The following is a 13,526-nucleotide window of genomic DNA, read 5'->3' on the forward strand; positions in this document are numbered from 1 at the left end:
AGGCGAAGACGTGACGACGACGACACCGAATGCTGTACGTAACGGGCTGCCCAGAGGAATCTGGGTGCTCGGCTTCGTCTCGATGCTGATGGACATCTCCTCCGAGATGATCCACGCGCTGCTGCCGATCTATCTGGTCACCGTGCTCGGCGCTTCGACGCTGACCGTCGGCTTCATCGAGGGCATTGCGGAGGCGACGGCCTCGATCACGAAGATCTTTTCCGGCGCGCTGTCGGACTGGCTCGGCCGCCGCAAGCTGCTCGCCGCACTCGGCTATGGCCTCGCCGCGCTGACCAAGCCGCTGTTCCCGCTCGCGCCCAGCGTCGAATGGCTGGTGGCCGCGCGCTTCGTCGATCGCGTCGGCAAGGGCATTCGCGGCGCGCCGCGCGATGCGCTGATCGCCGATATCGCCCCCGTCGGCCTGCGCGGCGCGAGCTTTGGCCTGCGGCAATCGCTCGACACTATCGGCGCCTTCGTCGGGCCGCTCGCCGCGATCGGCCTGATGTGGTGGACCGCCGACAATTTCACCGCCGTGTTCTGGGTGGCGGTGCTGCCGGCCTTCCTGTCCTTCGGCCTGATCGCGTTCGCGGTGAGCGAGCCGGACCCGGATCCGAGCCGGGAGCCCGCAAAAAATCCGCTCAATCTCGCCGCCATGCGGCGGCTCGGAGCGGTCTATTGGCGTGTCGTGGCCGTCGGAATCGTGTTCACGCTCGCGCGCTTCAGCGAGGCCTTTCTGATCCTGCGCGCGCAGAATATCGGGCTCAATGCGATGTGGGTGCCGGCGGTGCTGGTGCTGATGAACATCGTCTACGCCCTGTCGGCCTATCCGGCCGGCGTGCTCTCGGACCGGATCAACCGGACCGGCCTGCTCGCGCTCGGGCTCGTCTTCCTCGCCGGTGCCGATCTCGCGCTTGCGCTGCTGCCGAACCTTTCGGGCCTCGCACTCGGCGTCGCGCTGTGGGGGTTGCATATGGGACTGACGCAGGGCCTGCTCTCGGCGCTCGTCGCCGACGCCGCGCCGCCGAGCCTGCGCGGCACCGCGTTCGGCTATTTCAACCTGTTCACCGGCCTTGCCTTGCTGGCCGCGAGCGTGATCGCGGGCGCGCTGTGGGACGCCTATGGCCCGGCCGGAACGTTCCTTGCGGGGCTCGGCTTCGCGCTGCTTGCGCTTCTGGGGCTGCTTGCCGTCGGCAATGGCCTCGCGACGGAGGACAAATGATGACGGGGGAGCGTCCATCATGCTGAGCGGGGCAATCGCGATCGTGATCGGTAGCGCCCTGGGCGGCTGTGCGCGCTATTTCGTTTCCGGTGTGATCGCGCGGCGGCTGGGTGAAACGTTTCCGTGGGGCACCCTGACCATCAACGTCACCGGCGCCTTCGTGATCGGCATCTTCGGCGCGCTGGCGACCCATCCCGGCTCGGCCTTCGCCGCGCCCACCCCATGGCTGTTCGCGGTGACCGGCTTTCTCGGCTGCTACACCACGGTGTCCTCGTTCAGCCTGCAAACGCTGACGCTCGCGCGGAGCGGCGAGCCGATGCATGCGCTCGGCAACATCGTGTTCTCGGTCGGGCTTTGCCTTGCCGCCGTCAGTTGCGGCTTCCTCCTTGCGGACGGTCTGGGAGGCTAGCGGATGGAATTTGGAAAGGCATCGGCAGCGCGGCATCTTCACCTCTCCCCGCTTGCGGGGAGAGGTGCAAGAGGAAGCGTGTGATGAACTCGCCCTCCTCCGCCGAGCGCTGGCGCACTGCGATACTCTATGCTTGGGTCGCCGCGGGCAGCGTCGTCGGCGGCCTGACGCGCTATCTGGTCGGGCTGGCGCTCGATACCGGACCTGGCTTTCCCGTCGCGACGCTGTTCATCAACACGATGGGCTCGCTGATCATCGGCTTCTACGCGACGCTGACCGGCCCCGAGGGCCGCATGCTGGCGCGGCCCGAGCACCGGCAGTTCGTCATGACCGGGTTCTGCGGCGGCTACACCACCTTTTCGACCTTCAGCCTGGAGACCTTCCGCCTGTTCCATGACGGCATGAAATACACGGCGCTCGCCTACATCGCCGTATCCGTGATCTGCTGGCTGGTGTCGGTATGGATCGGCCATATGATGGCGAGCCGCTACAACCGCTTGACAAGGAGCTGAGCATGCAAATTCCCAATCAGGCAGTTTCGCTCCGGATCTTCATCGGCGAGAGCGATCATTTCGACGGCAAACCGCTCTATGAAGCCATCGTGATGACGGCGCGCGAGCGGCACCTTGCGGGCGCCACCGTGCTGCGCGGACCGATGGGGTTCGGCAAATCGAGCCGGCTGCACACCTCGAAGATCCTGCGGCTGTCGGAAGACCTGCCGCTGCTGATCGAGATCGTCGACAGCGAGGACAACATCAACGCATTCCTGCCCATCCTGGACGGCATGATGTCGAGCGGGCTGATCACCTTGGAGAAGGTGCAGGTCCTGCAATATGGTGCGAAGGTCGCAGGCTGATCGCCGCGGCTGGGAACCGAGCCCGCCGATTCCAGGAGGCGGAATGAACGAGAAGACCGTCACCAAGCCGAAAACCAGGACCAAGACCAAGGTCGAGCGGCCGAAGCTGCACAAGGTCATCCTGATCAACGACGACTACACGCCGCGCGAATTCGTCACCATGGTGCTGAAGTCCGAATTCCGCATGACGGAGGATCAGGCCTACAAGGTGATGATCACCGCGCACAAGCTCGGCGCCTGCGTGGTCGCCGTGTTCACCAAGGACGTCGCCGAGACCAAGGCGACGCGCGCCACCGACGCCGGCCGCGCCAAGGGCTACCCATTGCTGTTCACGACCGAGCCGGAGGAATAGCGGCTCAATCGACCAGCGCCGGCGTCTCATCCGCCAGCCCATAGACGCGCTGCGCCTTGGAAAATCCCGCGATCGGAAACTCGCCGAGCTCGCGCCAGTCGTGGCGGCAGATATTGGCAAAGCCTTCCGAGGCCACGACGGTCCGTCCCAGGCGGCCCGTGATCTTCTCGAGCCTTGCGGCAAGGTTGACGGCCGGTCCGATGCAGGTGAAGTCGAGGCGGTTGCCGCCGCCGATATTGCCGTAGAGGATGTTGCCGACGTGCAACGCGACGCCGAAGCGGAAGCGCTCGATGGCCTCACCGACCGGAAAGGCCAGCGCCTCGACGCTGGCGCGGGATTCGCGCGCGGCTTCCAGCACGCGCGAACAGACATTCGCGGCATCGCCGACATATTCGTCGATCGGGAATACGGCGAGCAGGCCGTCGCCCATGAACTTCAAGACCTCGCCGCCATGGGCGAGGATCGCGGTGACCTGACAGTCGAAATAATGATTGAGGATCTGGACCACCGTCTCGGGCGGCAGCCGGTCCGACAGCGCGGTGAAGCCGCGCAGGTCCGAGAGCCAGATCGCGGCCTGCATCGTGTCGTTGTGGCCGCGGCGGATCTGGCCGCCGAGGATGCGTGCGCCGGCGCGGTTACCGACATAAGTGTCGAGCAGCATCTCCGCGGTGCGGCGCAGGGTGATGATCTCGCTGACGCGCGCGAGCGGCGCGATGAGGGCCCGGATCGACGCGATGTCGTCGTCGCTGAAGCCGCCGGGACGTCGCGTCACCCAGCTGGTTGCGTGAATGGAGCCATCGAGAAACGGCACCGGCACCGCAATATAGTCGGTCGCGCCTTCAGCGCGCATGTCGTCGAGAAACGGAAAGCGCTTATCGTCGGGATCGTTCGCGCGCCCCCTGACCTCCAGCGCCTGCTCGAACACGACGCGAAGGGGGCTGCGGGCGAATTCGGGCGTGTCCAGAACGTCGAAATCGACGGTGCCGATCTCGACTTCCTCACCCTGCCGCCAGATGAAGTTGCGGCCGAAGACTTCGGGATGCAGCGTGCGGATGAAGATGCCGAACCGCCACACCGGCAGGCCGGCCGCGACCAGGCGTTCGCAGAAGTCGGTGATCATCACGGCCGGCTCAACCGACCAGACGCCGTCGATCAGCCAGTTGCGGACGCGCTGGAGCTCGGAACTGTTCATAGCTCATTTGCGGATGAAGTGGTGGACCCGTCAAGCCGCGCGGTGGGCTAGTACGGCAACATCAACGCCCCACCTGTCCGCGATCACGCAGGAAATGGTCGGCCAGGACGCAGGCCATCATGGCCTCGCCGACAGGCACGGCGCGGATGCCGACGCAGGGGTCGTGGCGGCCTTTCGTGAAGATTTCGGTCTCGGCGCCCTTGCGATCGACAGTCCGGCGGGGCTGCAGGATCGAGGAAGTCGGCTTCACCGCAAAACGCACGACCACCGGCTGCCCGGTGGAGATTCCGCCCAGCACGCCGCCGGCATGGTTGGACAGGAAGCGCGTGCCGTCATTGCCGGTGCGCATTTCGTCGGCGTTCTCCTCCCCGGTCAATTCCGCCGCGCCAAAACCGGCGCCGATCTCGACGCCTTTCACCGCGTTGATGGTCATCATCGCGCCCGCCAGATCGGAATCGAGCTTGGCATAGATCGGCGCGCCGAGTCCGGCCGGCACGCCCTCGGCGACGATTTCGATCACCGCGCCGATCGAGGAGCCGCTCTTGCGGATGCCGTCGAGATAGGTCTCGAAGAACGCGGCCTTGTCCTTGTCCGGACAGAAGAACGGATTGTTTGCGACCTCGTCCCAGTCCCACTTCGCGCGGTCGATCTTGTGCGGGCCGATCTGCACCAGGGCGCCGCGCACCCTGACGTCGGGCAGCACCTTGCGCGCGATGGCGCCGGCGGCAACCCGCGTCGCGGTCTCGCGCGCGGAGGAGCGGCCGCCACCGCGATAATCGCGCAGGCCGTATTTGGCCTCATAGGTGAAGTCGGCGTGGCCGGGGCGAAATTTGTCCTTGATCTCGGAATAGTCCTTCGAGCGCTGGTCGGTGTTCTCGATCAGGAGCCCGATCGGCGTGCCCGTCGTCACCTGCACACCGGTCTCCGGATGCGCCATCACGCCGGACAGGATCTTCACCTGGTCCGGCTCCTGGCGCTGGGTGGTGAAGCGCGACTGGCCGGGACGGCGGCGGTCGAGGTCGCCCTGGATGTCGGCCTCGGTGAGCGGGATCATGGGCGGACAGCCGTCGACCACACAGCCGATGGCCACCCCATGGCTCTCGCCGAAGGTGGTGACGCGGAACATGTGGCCGAAGGTGTTGAAGGACATCGCTGCTCGGTGGTTCGCAAGTCAGTTCTGACTTGTCGTGGTAACGCGGAGGAACAGCCTGGTCAAACACAGTCGGTCATTCCGGGGCGCTCGGAGAGCGAACCCGGAATCTCGAGATTCTCAGGTGCGCCAGGGCGCACCGGAGTTCGGTGCTTCGCACCGCCCCGGAATGACGGCAGGTGGCCTAACTGAACTTCTCCAGCCGCCCGTCGCGGAACACGTAGACCGCCCCCTGCTCGATATAGAGTTCCGCGGCGCTGGCCGGCGTCTCCAGCCCCAAGCACACCATCAGGGCCCGGCAGGTCCCGCCATGGGCCACCGCGACCGTGTCGGTCCGCAGCTGATCGTACCAGGCGCGCACGCGGACCTGAACATCGGCATAGGTCTCGCCGCCGGCGGGGCCCACCCTCCATTTGTCGGCGAGGCGCCTGGCGTAAATGTCGGGATCAGCCGCTTCGCTCTCGGCCAGCGTCAGCCCTTCCCAGGCGCCGTAGCCGATCTCGCGCAGCCGATCGTCGAGCGCATAGTCGGCGACCGGCAGCTCGAGCTTGAAGCGCGCGAGCTCCATGGTCTGGCGCGCGCGGCCGAGCGGGCTCGACACGTAAGGCAGCGCCGCCTTGTCGCGCCCCTCGCGCTTGAACAGGTCGGCGAGAATGCCGCCGGCCTGGACGGCCTGACTGCGCCCGCGCGCGTTCAGCGGAATGTCCTTGGTGCCCTGAAGCCTGCCGAGCGCATTCCACTCGGTCTCGCCGTGGCGGAGATAGTAGATCGTGGGCACGGCCATTCCAGCCTGAAGATCAGTCCTTGCCGCCGAACGAAATATCCGGCGCATCGGGCCTCTTCATGCCCAGCACGTGATAGCCGGAATCGACGTGATGCACCTCACCGGTGACGCCGCGCGAGAGGTCGGAGAGCAGATACAACGCGCTGCCGCCGACGTCCTCGGTCGACACGTTGCGCCGCATCGGCGCGTTGGTCTCGTTCCACTTCAGGATATAGCGGAAGTCGCCGATGCCGGAGGCGGCGAGCGTCTTGATCGGACCGGCCGAGATCGCGTTGACGCGGATGTTCTTCTCGCCGAGGTCGGCGGCGAGATAGCGCACGCTGGCCTCCAGCGCCGCCTTCGCCACGCCCATCACGTTGTAATGCGGCATCCACTTCTCGGCGCCGTAATAGCTGAGCGTGATCAGCGAGCCGCCATCCGTCATCAGCTTCTCGGCGCGCTGCGCCACGGCCGTGAACGAGTAGCAGGAGATCAGCAGCGACTTCGAGAAATTCTCCGCGGTGGTGTCGACGTAACGGCCTTCGAGCTGCTCGCCATAGGCGATCGCGTGCACCAGGAAGTCGATCTTGCCCCACTTCTCCTTCAGCACCGCGAACGCCGCATCGATGGTTGCGGCATCTGTGACATCGCAATGGCCGAGCACGAGACCGCCGATCTCGGCGGCCAGCGGCTCCACGCGCTTCTTCAGCGCATCGCCCTGATAGGTGAAGGCGAGCTCGGCGCCGGCGGCGTGGCATGCCTTGGCGATGCCCCAGGCGATCGAGCGATTGTTGGCAAGACCGAGGATCACCCCGCGCTTGCCCTGCATCAGACCTGAATTCTGCGCCATGTTTGAACGTCCCGTCGAACTCTTGCTGAGGTCTGGAGGTACACCAGCCCTCCTTTGCGGTACAGCCCTAATACGCCGCGTTAACGCTGTTTAGAGCACCGGAATAGCCGTTCCATTCGGGTGTTATGATCCCTATAGGCGCTTGCGCCTGAGACCAGGACGTCAAGACCGCAATGAGCGCGTTTCGCCAGAGTGTGGAAGCCATGATCCCGGCGTTGCGGCGCTACGCCCGCGCGCTCACGCGCGACGCGGACGTGGCCGACGATCTGGTGCAGGACACGCTGGTGCGGGCCCTGCGCTCGGAGCGATTGTTTCTCGGAGGCGACGTCAGGAGCTGGCTCTACACGATCCTGACCAACCTCAACAAGAACCGGCGGCGCTCGCTGGCAAGGCGGCCGCAATTCATGCAGCTGACTGAGAACAACCCCGATGCCAGCGGCACCGAAGCCGAAGGGCGCGACATCGAGAGGGCGCTGGCGACGCTCGTCGAGGAGCAGCGTTCGGTGCTGCTGCTGGTCATGCTGGAAGGCATGAGCTACCGCGAGGTCGCCGACATCCAGGGCGTGCCGATCGGCACCGTGATGTCGCGCCTCGCCCGTGCCCGTGCCCACGTCAAGGCCGCATTGGAAGGCGAGCGCCCGACGCTCAGGCGGGTGAAATGATGGCAGGGTCGATGCATCGCGGATCGTCCGCCCGCAACATGCCGATGCCGCGAGCAAAGTTGAGCTTTGGACGACATTGTGGGCCACAGAGCCAGAGACGATTGAGATGAACGAGCGCAAGATCCCAGTGACCGAGGACGAACTGCACGCCTATGTCGACGGCGAGCTGCCGGCCGAGCGCCGCGCCGACGTCGAGGCCTGGCTGGTCGCCCATCCTGAAGAGGCCGAGCGCGTGCAGTCCTGGCGCGCCATGGCGGAGATGCTGCACGCCCGCTACGATTCCATCGCCCACGAGCCGGTGCCGGCACGGCTGGAGCTCGAGCGGCTGGAGCGCCGCCCGCGGCAATGGCTCTATGGCGCCGCCGCGGCTGTGCTGGTTGCCTTCGTCGCCGGCGGCACGGCCGGCTGGGTCGCGCATGGCGCCGCCAGCGCCCCCTCGACCTTCCAGAGCTTCACCGCGGATGCGCTCGACGCTCACCGCCTCTATGTCGTCGAGGTCCGCCACCCCGTCGAGGTCGGCGGCAATGAGCGCGACCACCTCCAGGCCTGGCTGACCCGGCGCTGCGGCTGGACCGTGTTTGCGCCGAACCTGGAGGCCAGCGGGCTGAAGCTGGTCGGCGGCCGGCTTTTGCCGGGCCCGAACGGCCCGGCGTCGTTCCTGATGTATGAGGGCGTCTCGGGCGAGCGCTACACGATCTACGCCGCCAAGACCGAGAATGGTGCGACGCAAATGCGTTACGCCAGGACCGACAAGGACGGCGCGCTGTTCTGGGCCGAGCGTGGCGTGGGTTACGTCGTCAGCGGCGGCGGCGATCGCGACCGGCTGACCAAGGTGGCGCAGGCGGTCTATGACCAGGCTGAGAAAAACGGCACCTAAACCACCGCTTGAGCACAGTGCCCAGATTCCGTCATTGAAAATTTGGAATCAAGACATCGGCGCGTCTCATTATCGCACCGGATGATCACGCGAAAATGAGCAGCGTTCGATCCGCCGATCGACGCGGGCGGCCTCGATTGGGGTTTTTGGTACCGCGCTGGTCCCCCTCTCGAGGCCGCACCTTTTTATCGGCTGCCCCGCCGGACAGCCGATACGTCGAGTTCATGAAGCGCTACCACGCCTCAGACATATGATGAGCATCATCTCCAGGACGAAGCCCTAGGCCTTTGGAAGAACCCCTTCAGTTCGATCGTCTCTAACCAAGCCCGCTACGTGGATTGTAGGGGTGTTGGTCCCGCCACTTCTCCATCAATGCTTCAAGCTCGGCGTCGTTCCCATCCGGTAGCATAATCCTGACGGTGACGAAGAGATCCCCGGTTCCGCCAGATTTCGGCAGGCCCTTGCCCTTGAGGCGAAAGGTCCGGCCACTGGAGGTGTTTTTCGGGACCGAAAGCTCCACGGCATTGCCGAGAGTAGGCACGCGGACCTTCCCGCCGAGCACCGCCTCGTAGAGCGTGACCGGCAGGTCGATCCTGAGATCGGCACCCTCGACCTTGAAGAAAGGGTGCGGCGCGATGTTGATGGTGATCAGGAGATCCCCGGGCGGATGCCCCTGCGCGCTCTCGCCCTGCCCGCGCAGCCGGATCTGCTGACCCTCGGTGACGCCGGCCGGAATCTTGACGTTGAGCTCCTTGCCTGTCGGCAGCCGGACGCGCTTCTCGCCGCCCTTGACCGACTCTTCCAGCGAGACGGACATGGCAACATTGACGTCGAGATCGAGCCCGATGCCGCCGGTGTCGAATTCGAACTGAGCTCCGCCGCCGGCCCCCGGCCGGGCGCCGCGCATCCCGCCGCCGAACATGCTGTTGAGGATATCCTCGAACGCGCCGCCGCCCGCGCCGGGGCCGCCGCCGGAGCGGAACGTATAGTTTTCGAACCCGCCGGGACCGGCGCGGCCGCGCGGCCCGCCACCGCCCGGAAACCCCTGGAAGCGCGGCTTGCCCTCGGCGTCGATCTCGCCGCGGTCGAACTGCTTGCGCTTGTCCTCGTCGCCGATGATCTCGTTCGCCGAGTTGATCTCGGAGAAGCGCTCGGCGGCTTTCGGGTCGCCCTTGTTGCTGTCGGGATGGTGCTTCTTGGCAAGCTTGCGATAGGCGCTCTTGATGGCGGCAGCGCTGGCGCTCCGCGGCACCCCCAAGACCTCATAGGGGTCGCGCATCCGTCACGTCTCCTTCAAGAATTCGAATTGTTCAAAGGGCTCCCCGCCCCATCTGCGATCCATGTGGGGAGAGAGTGGCATTTTTGCAACTAGGGGCGTTCGCCGATTCCTAGCTCCGCCACGGCTTTAGCGTATGAATCTCCCAACGGCCACGGCTGCTTTGGCAGCCGGCGCCCTGGAGCCAGCTTTCGGTCGTCCCGTTGACGTAGCTCGCCAGGAAATCGCGGCATTTGCGGCCGTCCTCGGCGGCATAGGATTGCGCGATCGGCGTCACCGAGCCGCGCGCCCCGGTCTCCGGATTCTCCCAATGCTGGCTGGAATCCTTGTCGCCCTTGCTGAGGACGTCGGTGGCGGCGTTGCGGGTGAAGGCGAGATCGGTCTCGGTCGGCGGCGCGTCCTTCGCCGGTCGCGCGATCGAGCCGGTGAGGTCGCTGTCGTCGGCCTTGGCGTAGGCGCTCTGGTCGTTGCGGGAGAAGCTGCAGCCTCCGGCCCCGAGCCCGATGAGAATGATCGTCATGACGAAGCCGGACGGCCGGATCGCCGATAGGCCAACGCGTCCCCATGCCCTATATAGGGCGGTAGCGGACAACAACGCGTTTTGGGCCGCGGGACGCAACTCGGACTCCAGACATGACCGACACGACCTCGATGAAACACCAGACACCCTTAACATCCGGTGATTTCACCGCCGCCGACGAGCCATTTGCGCTGTTCGAGAGCTGGCTGAACGAGGCGATCAAGAGCGAGCCGAACGATCCGAACGCCATGGCGCTCGCGACCGTCGATCCCGACGGCCTCCCTGACGTGCGCATGGTGCTGATGAAGGGCTTCGATACCGCGGGTTTCGTCTTCTACAGCCACATCGCCAGCCAGAAGGGCCGCGAACTCGCCGCAAATCCTAAGGCAGCATTACTTTTTCACTGGAAGTCGCTGCGCCGTCAGGTCCGCATCCGCGGCAACGTGACGCCGGTGACCGACGCGGAAGCCGACGCCTATTTCGCCACCCGGCCCAAGCAGGCCCAGATCGGCGCCTGGGCGAGCAAGCAGTCCGAGGCGCTGGAGAGCCGCTTCGCCTTCGAACAAGCCATCGCGAAAGTCGCGGCCAGATACGTCATCGGCGAAGTGCCGCGGCCGCCGGGCTGGAGCGGCTGGCGCATCACGCCCTCGCGGATCGAGTTCTGGCACGACCGCCCGTTCCGCTTGCACGACCGCATCGAATTTCGTCGTGACGCGGCTGGCCAGAAGTGGTCCAAGACGCGGATGTATCCTTGACCCTCATCTTGATCCTTGTCTCGAGCTTTGGGCCGACCTGAAAGATGTCCATGCCGCATTCGTCCAATGCGCCGCGCCGCACGCTGCTCCTGACCGGAGCCAGCCGCGGCATCGGCCACGCCACCGTGATCCGCTTCTCCTCGGCGGGCTGGCGCGTCATCACCTGCTCGCGGCATCCTTTCCCCGAGGACTGCCCGTGGGATGCTGGTCCTGAGGACCACATCCAGGTCGACCTCGCCGATCCCAGGGACACGACCCGCGCGATCTCCGACATCCGCAACCGTCTCGAAGGCGGCATGCTGCATGCGCTGGTCAACAACGCCGCGATCTCGCCGAAGGGCCCGGGCGGCTCGAGGCTCGGCTCGGTGGATACCGACCTCGAGACCTGGACGCATGTCTTTCACGTCAACTTCTTCGCGCCGATCATGATCGCGCGCGGGCTGATCGAGGAATTGAAGGCGGCCAAGGGCTCGGTCGTGAACGTCACCTCGATCGCGGGCTCGCGCGTGCATCCGTTCGCGGGGGCCGCCTACGCCACCTCGAAGGCCGCGCTCGCCTCGCTGACGCGCGAGATGGCTTCCGACTTCGGCCGCATCGGCGTGCGCGTCAACGCCATCGCGCCGGGCGAGATCGACACCTCGATCCTGTCGCCGGGCACCGAGAAGATCGTCGAGCAGCAGATCCCGCTGCATCGCCTCGGCACCCCCGACGAGGTCGCCAAGATCATCTACGTGCTGTGCACGGACACCAGCTCCTACGTCAACGGCGCCGAGATCCACATCAACGGCGGCCAGCACGTGTAGGCGTCACTGTCATTGCGAGCGCAGCGAAGCAATCCAGAATCTTTCCGTGGAAAGACTCTGGATTGCTTCGTCGCAAGAGCTCCTCGCAATGACGCAATTGGAACTAGCGTTCGGGAAGCAAGGCGATCCAGATAACGCCGCCGCAAGACCTGGATCGCCCTCGCCTTCCGTCCCTCAATCGATTCGAATCCGACGTGACCTGTCGCGCGGCCGCGGAGCGGCCGAGCTGAATGCGGTCGAGCAATCGTCGTCGTTCTCACCGTCGAGCAGCGGAGCACCACAGTGCCGGCACATGCGCACCGACATCGACGCCTTGCCGCCCGTCATCGCCCGACGATAGTTCGCCAGATCGATGACGTTGCGGGGCGACGTTATGTGTTTTTCAACCATGGCTGGTTCCTCGCGGCTACGCACTACTTATCGCAGACAAGTTTCGCGCAAACGTTCAGCCCACCGCTCAAATTTTACCGGAGGAATTGCGGCACGATGCACCCATCACCGTGACGCCTCAATCCCGATCTATTCTGCGACACGATTCATCGTGTCTGTGCGACCGGCGTAAGGTCTCGGTAGCTATTTTCCGAGCGCGCGACGCGATCAGAGCCACTTCTTCCATTTGAAGATCCAGTACGGGACGATCGCGGCGATCAGCATCATCACCAGCGCCATCGGATAGCCGTGCACCCATTCGAGTTCCGGCATGACCTTGAAGTTCATGCCGTAGATGGAGGCGATCAGCGTCGGCGGCATCAGGACGACCGCCATGACCGAGAACAGCTTGATGATGTTGTTCTGCTCGAGATTGACGACGCCGAGCATGGCGTCGAGCACGAAGGTGATCTTGTTGGAGAGATAGGAGGCGTGGTCGGTCAGCGAGGCCACATCGCGCTGCATGGTCTTGAGTTGCTCGCGCATGTCCTTTGACCATTTCACGCCCTCGACGACCGCGGACAGGAACGTGACGACGCGACCGATCGAGACAAGGCTCTCGCGAACCTTCGAGGTCAGGTCGCCCTTGCGGCCGATCGAGATCAGGATCTGGGAATATCTCTTTGCCTGCCCGTGGCGCGTGCTTTCCGGCTCGAAGATGTCGTGGCTGACCTGGTCGATCTCGGCGCCGCAACGCTCCAGGATGTCGGCGCAGCGGTCGATCACGGCGTCCAGCAGCTCCATCAGCACCGTCTCGCCGGTGATGGACGGCGTACAGGAGCGGGCGAGCTTGGCCTCGACGAGGGCGAAGGGCTTGGGGAGATCGTAGCGCACCGTCACCAGGCGGTGGTCGGCGAGGATGAAGGTCACCGCCGTGGTCCTGGGCATGTCGGTATCGGAGTGGCACATCAGCGTCGCGGTCATGTAGCGCCCGCCGTTCTCGATATAGAGGCGGCTCGAGATCTCGATCTCCTGCATGTCTTCCCGGGTCGGGATGGCGATGCCCGCGAGCCGCTCCACCGACTTGTCCTCAGCCGCGCTCGGATTGACGAGATCGATCCAGACCGCGCTTTCGGGCAACGCGGAAAGATCCTCGATCACGACCTTCTTCAGGGCGGACTCCGAGGGAACAAACACCGAAAGCATGCACGACTCCGGAGACCTGCGACAGAATGACAGCCCTTAGCGCGATTCTGGCCAATTCACGATGACAACTGCATTAAGGATGCGTTTGCATTTGGGGGCGCGCCATGGCTCAACTGTGGCACGGAAACGACAGCTTGCCATTTCTCGCCCCAAAACCTGCACGTTGCCGCAAAATTTGCGGCAGAAAAGCCACAGGTGGGCTCTCGCAGCGCGGGAAAAGGGCTTCAGTGCTGGAATTGTGGCAGATTTCAACGATAATGGGATTAA

Annotated in this window: 17 protein-coding genes; 9 read left to right on the plus strand and 8 right to left on the minus strand. The window is 65.0% G+C overall.

Annotation, left to right across the window (positions count from 1 at the left end; genetic code table 11):
* Positions 1 to 10: 10 nt before the first annotated feature.
* The 5 genes from D6B98_RS09170 to clpS all read left to right on the plus strand — a co-directional run bounded on the left by D6B98_RS09170 (position 11) and on the right by clpS (position 2,836).
* Positions 11 to 1,219 (plus strand): MFS transporter, encoded by a 1,209-nt coding sequence (locus tag D6B98_RS09170; protein WP_126256663.1) that lies wholly within the window; start codon positions 11 to 13, stop codon positions 1,217 to 1,219.
* Between the two features lie 19 nt (positions 1,220 to 1,238).
* Positions 1,239 to 1,628 carry a fluoride efflux transporter CrcB gene (gene crcB / locus D6B98_RS09175; protein ID WP_235884993.1) on the plus strand — a complete coding sequence of 130 codons (390 nt, stop codon included), beginning with the start codon at positions 1,239 to 1,241 and terminating at the stop codon, positions 1,626 to 1,628.
* An 83-nt stretch (positions 1,629 to 1,711) separates the two neighbouring features.
* The gene (gene crcB / locus D6B98_RS09180; protein ID WP_126256665.1) at positions 1,712 to 2,140 is read left to right on the plus strand and encodes a fluoride efflux transporter CrcB; all 429 of its coding nucleotides are present in this window, start codon (positions 1,712 to 1,714) and stop codon (positions 2,138 to 2,140) included.
* 2 nt (positions 2,141 to 2,142) lie between these two features.
* Positions 2,143 to 2,484: a DUF190 domain-containing protein gene (locus D6B98_RS09185; protein ID WP_126256666.1), complete on the plus strand. Its 342-nt coding sequence runs from the start codon at positions 2,143 to 2,145 to the stop codon at positions 2,482 to 2,484.
* A gap of 43 nt (positions 2,485 to 2,527) precedes the next feature.
* Positions 2,528 to 2,836 carry an ATP-dependent Clp protease adapter ClpS gene (clpS, locus tag D6B98_RS09190; protein ID WP_126256667.1) on the plus strand — a complete coding sequence of 103 codons (309 nt, stop codon included), beginning with the start codon at positions 2,528 to 2,530 and terminating at the stop codon, positions 2,834 to 2,836.
* A gap of 4 nt (positions 2,837 to 2,840) precedes the next feature.
* Here the strand turns inward: clpS and D6B98_RS09195 are convergent, their stop codons facing one another.
* From D6B98_RS09195 to fabI, 4 genes are all read right to left on the minus strand, one after another.
* Positions 2,841 to 4,028: an adenylate/guanylate cyclase domain-containing protein gene (locus D6B98_RS09195; protein WP_126256668.1), complete on the minus strand. Its 1,188-nt coding sequence runs from the start codon at positions 4,026 to 4,028 to the stop codon at positions 2,841 to 2,843.
* 61 nt (positions 4,029 to 4,089) lie between these two features.
* Positions 4,090 to 5,178, minus strand: coding sequence for a chorismate synthase (aroC, locus tag D6B98_RS09200; RefSeq protein WP_126256669.1), 1,089 nt, complete (start codon positions 5,176 to 5,178; stop codon positions 4,090 to 4,092).
* A 184-nt stretch (positions 5,179 to 5,362) separates the two neighbouring features.
* Positions 5,363 to 5,962, minus strand: coding sequence for a histidine phosphatase family protein (locus D6B98_RS09205; RefSeq protein ID WP_126256670.1), 600 nt, complete (start codon positions 5,960 to 5,962; stop codon positions 5,363 to 5,365).
* Positions 5,963 to 5,975: 13 nt separating this feature from the next.
* On the minus strand, positions 5,976 to 6,791 hold the full coding sequence (gene fabI / locus D6B98_RS09210) for an enoyl-ACP reductase FabI (RefSeq protein ID WP_126256671.1): 816 nt from the start codon (positions 6,789 to 6,791) through the stop codon (positions 5,976 to 5,978).
* Between the two features lie 173 nt (positions 6,792 to 6,964).
* Between fabI and D6B98_RS09215 the strand changes: the two genes are divergently transcribed.
* Entirely contained in the window at positions 6,965 to 7,453 is a 489-nt protein-coding gene (locus D6B98_RS09215) for an RNA polymerase sigma factor (protein WP_126256672.1), read from the plus strand.
* Between the two features lie 106 nt (positions 7,454 to 7,559).
* Positions 7,560 to 8,330, plus strand: a complete 771-nt coding sequence (locus D6B98_RS09220) for an anti-sigma factor family protein (RefSeq protein WP_126256673.1) — start codon at positions 7,560 to 7,562, stop codon at positions 8,328 to 8,330.
* A gap of 316 nt (positions 8,331 to 8,646) precedes the next feature.
* On the opposite strand, the gene D6B98_RS09225 is transcribed toward D6B98_RS09220, so the two are convergent.
* Together D6B98_RS09225 and D6B98_RS09230 are read right to left on the minus strand one after the other, a co-directional pair.
* A complete protein-coding gene (locus D6B98_RS09225) occupies positions 8,647 to 9,609 on the minus strand; it encodes a DnaJ C-terminal domain-containing protein (RefSeq protein ID WP_126256674.1) in 963 nt (320 codons plus the stop codon).
* 109 nt (positions 9,610 to 9,718) lie between these two features.
* A complete protein-coding gene (locus tag D6B98_RS09230; protein WP_164718482.1) occupies positions 9,719 to 10,126 on the minus strand; it encodes an RT0821/Lpp0805 family surface protein in 408 nt (135 codons plus the stop codon).
* Positions 10,127 to 10,239: 113 nt separating this feature from the next.
* Here D6B98_RS09230 and pdxH point away from each other — a divergent pair, with 113 nt between their 5' ends.
* Together pdxH and D6B98_RS09240 are read left to right on the plus strand one after the other, a co-directional pair.
* Positions 10,240 to 10,881: a pyridoxamine 5'-phosphate oxidase gene (pdxH, locus tag D6B98_RS09235; protein ID WP_126256676.1), complete on the plus strand. Its 642-nt coding sequence runs from the start codon at positions 10,240 to 10,242 to the stop codon at positions 10,879 to 10,881.
* Between the two features lie 50 nt (positions 10,882 to 10,931).
* Positions 10,932 to 11,684, plus strand: a complete 753-nt coding sequence (locus D6B98_RS09240) for an SDR family NAD(P)-dependent oxidoreductase (protein ID WP_126256677.1) — start codon at positions 10,932 to 10,934, stop codon at positions 11,682 to 11,684.
* A gap of 174 nt (positions 11,685 to 11,858) precedes the next feature.
* On the opposite strand, the gene D6B98_RS09245 is transcribed toward D6B98_RS09240, so the two are convergent.
* Together D6B98_RS09245 and D6B98_RS09250 are read right to left on the minus strand one after the other, a co-directional pair.
* Positions 11,859 to 12,074 carry a hypothetical protein gene (locus D6B98_RS09245; protein ID WP_126256678.1) on the minus strand — a complete coding sequence of 72 codons (216 nt, stop codon included), beginning with the start codon at positions 12,072 to 12,074 and terminating at the stop codon, positions 11,859 to 11,861.
* 207 nt (positions 12,075 to 12,281) lie between these two features.
* Positions 12,282 to 13,259, minus strand: a complete 978-nt coding sequence (locus tag D6B98_RS09250; protein WP_126256679.1) for a magnesium transporter CorA family protein — start codon at positions 13,257 to 13,259, stop codon at positions 12,282 to 12,284.
* Positions 13,260 to 13,526 lie beyond the last annotated feature (267 nt).

Origin of the sequence: Bradyrhizobium sp. LVM 105, from assembly GCF_003957705.1 — a bacterium.
Classification (GTDB): domain Bacteria; phylum Pseudomonadota; class Alphaproteobacteria; order Rhizobiales; family Xanthobacteraceae; genus Bradyrhizobium; species Bradyrhizobium frederickii.

What these genes read in the sequence shown, in the direction of transcription:
- D6B98_RS09185 (WP_126256666.1), top strand. Translation starts at nt 2,143, where the DNA reads ATGCAAATTCCCAATCAGGCAGTTTCGCTCCGGATCTTCATCGGCGAG.
- aroC (WP_126256669.1), bottom strand. Translation starts at nt 5,178, where the DNA reads ATGTCCTTCAACACCTTCGGCCACATGTTCCGCGTCACCACCTTCGGC.
- crcB (WP_126256665.1), top strand. Translation starts at nt 1,712, where the DNA reads ATGAACTCGCCCTCCTCCGCCGAGCGCTGGCGCACTGCGATACTCTAT.
- clpS (WP_126256667.1), top strand. Translation starts at nt 2,528, where the DNA reads ATGAACGAGAAGACCGTCACCAAGCCGAAAACCAGGACCAAGACCAAG.
- D6B98_RS09230 (WP_164718482.1), bottom strand. Translation starts at nt 10,126, where the DNA reads ATGACGATCATTCTCATCGGGCTCGGGGCCGGAGGCTGCAGCTTCTCC.
- D6B98_RS09240 (WP_126256677.1), top strand. Translation starts at nt 10,932, where the DNA reads ATGCCGCATTCGTCCAATGCGCCGCGCCGCACGCTGCTCCTGACCGGA.
- D6B98_RS09220 (WP_126256673.1), top strand. Translation starts at nt 7,560, where the DNA reads ATGAACGAGCGCAAGATCCCAGTGACCGAGGACGAACTGCACGCCTAT.
- pdxH (WP_126256676.1), top strand. Translation starts at nt 10,240, where the DNA reads ATGACCGACACGACCTCGATGAAACACCAGACACCCTTAACATCCGGT.
- fabI (WP_126256671.1), bottom strand. Translation starts at nt 6,791, where the DNA reads ATGGCGCAGAATTCAGGTCTGATGCAGGGCAAGCGCGGGGTGATCCTC.
- D6B98_RS09225 (WP_126256674.1), bottom strand. Translation starts at nt 9,609, where the DNA reads ATGCGCGACCCCTATGAGGTCTTGGGGGTGCCGCGGAGCGCCAGCGCT.
- crcB (WP_235884993.1), top strand. Translation starts at nt 1,239, where the DNA reads ATGCTGAGCGGGGCAATCGCGATCGTGATCGGTAGCGCCCTGGGCGGC.
- D6B98_RS09205 (WP_126256670.1), bottom strand. Translation starts at nt 5,962, where the DNA reads ATGGCCGTGCCCACGATCTACTATCTCCGCCACGGCGAGACCGAGTGG.
- D6B98_RS09195 (WP_126256668.1), bottom strand. Translation starts at nt 4,028, where the DNA reads ATGAACAGTTCCGAGCTCCAGCGCGTCCGCAACTGGCTGATCGACGGC.
- D6B98_RS09245 (WP_126256678.1), bottom strand. Translation starts at nt 12,074, where the DNA reads ATGGTTGAAAAACACATAACGTCGCCCCGCAACGTCATCGATCTGGCG.
- D6B98_RS09215 (WP_126256672.1), top strand. Translation starts at nt 6,965, where the DNA reads ATGAGCGCGTTTCGCCAGAGTGTGGAAGCCATGATCCCGGCGTTGCGG.
- D6B98_RS09250 (WP_126256679.1), bottom strand. Translation starts at nt 13,259, where the DNA reads ATGCTTTCGGTGTTTGTTCCCTCGGAGTCCGCCCTGAAGAAGGTCGTG.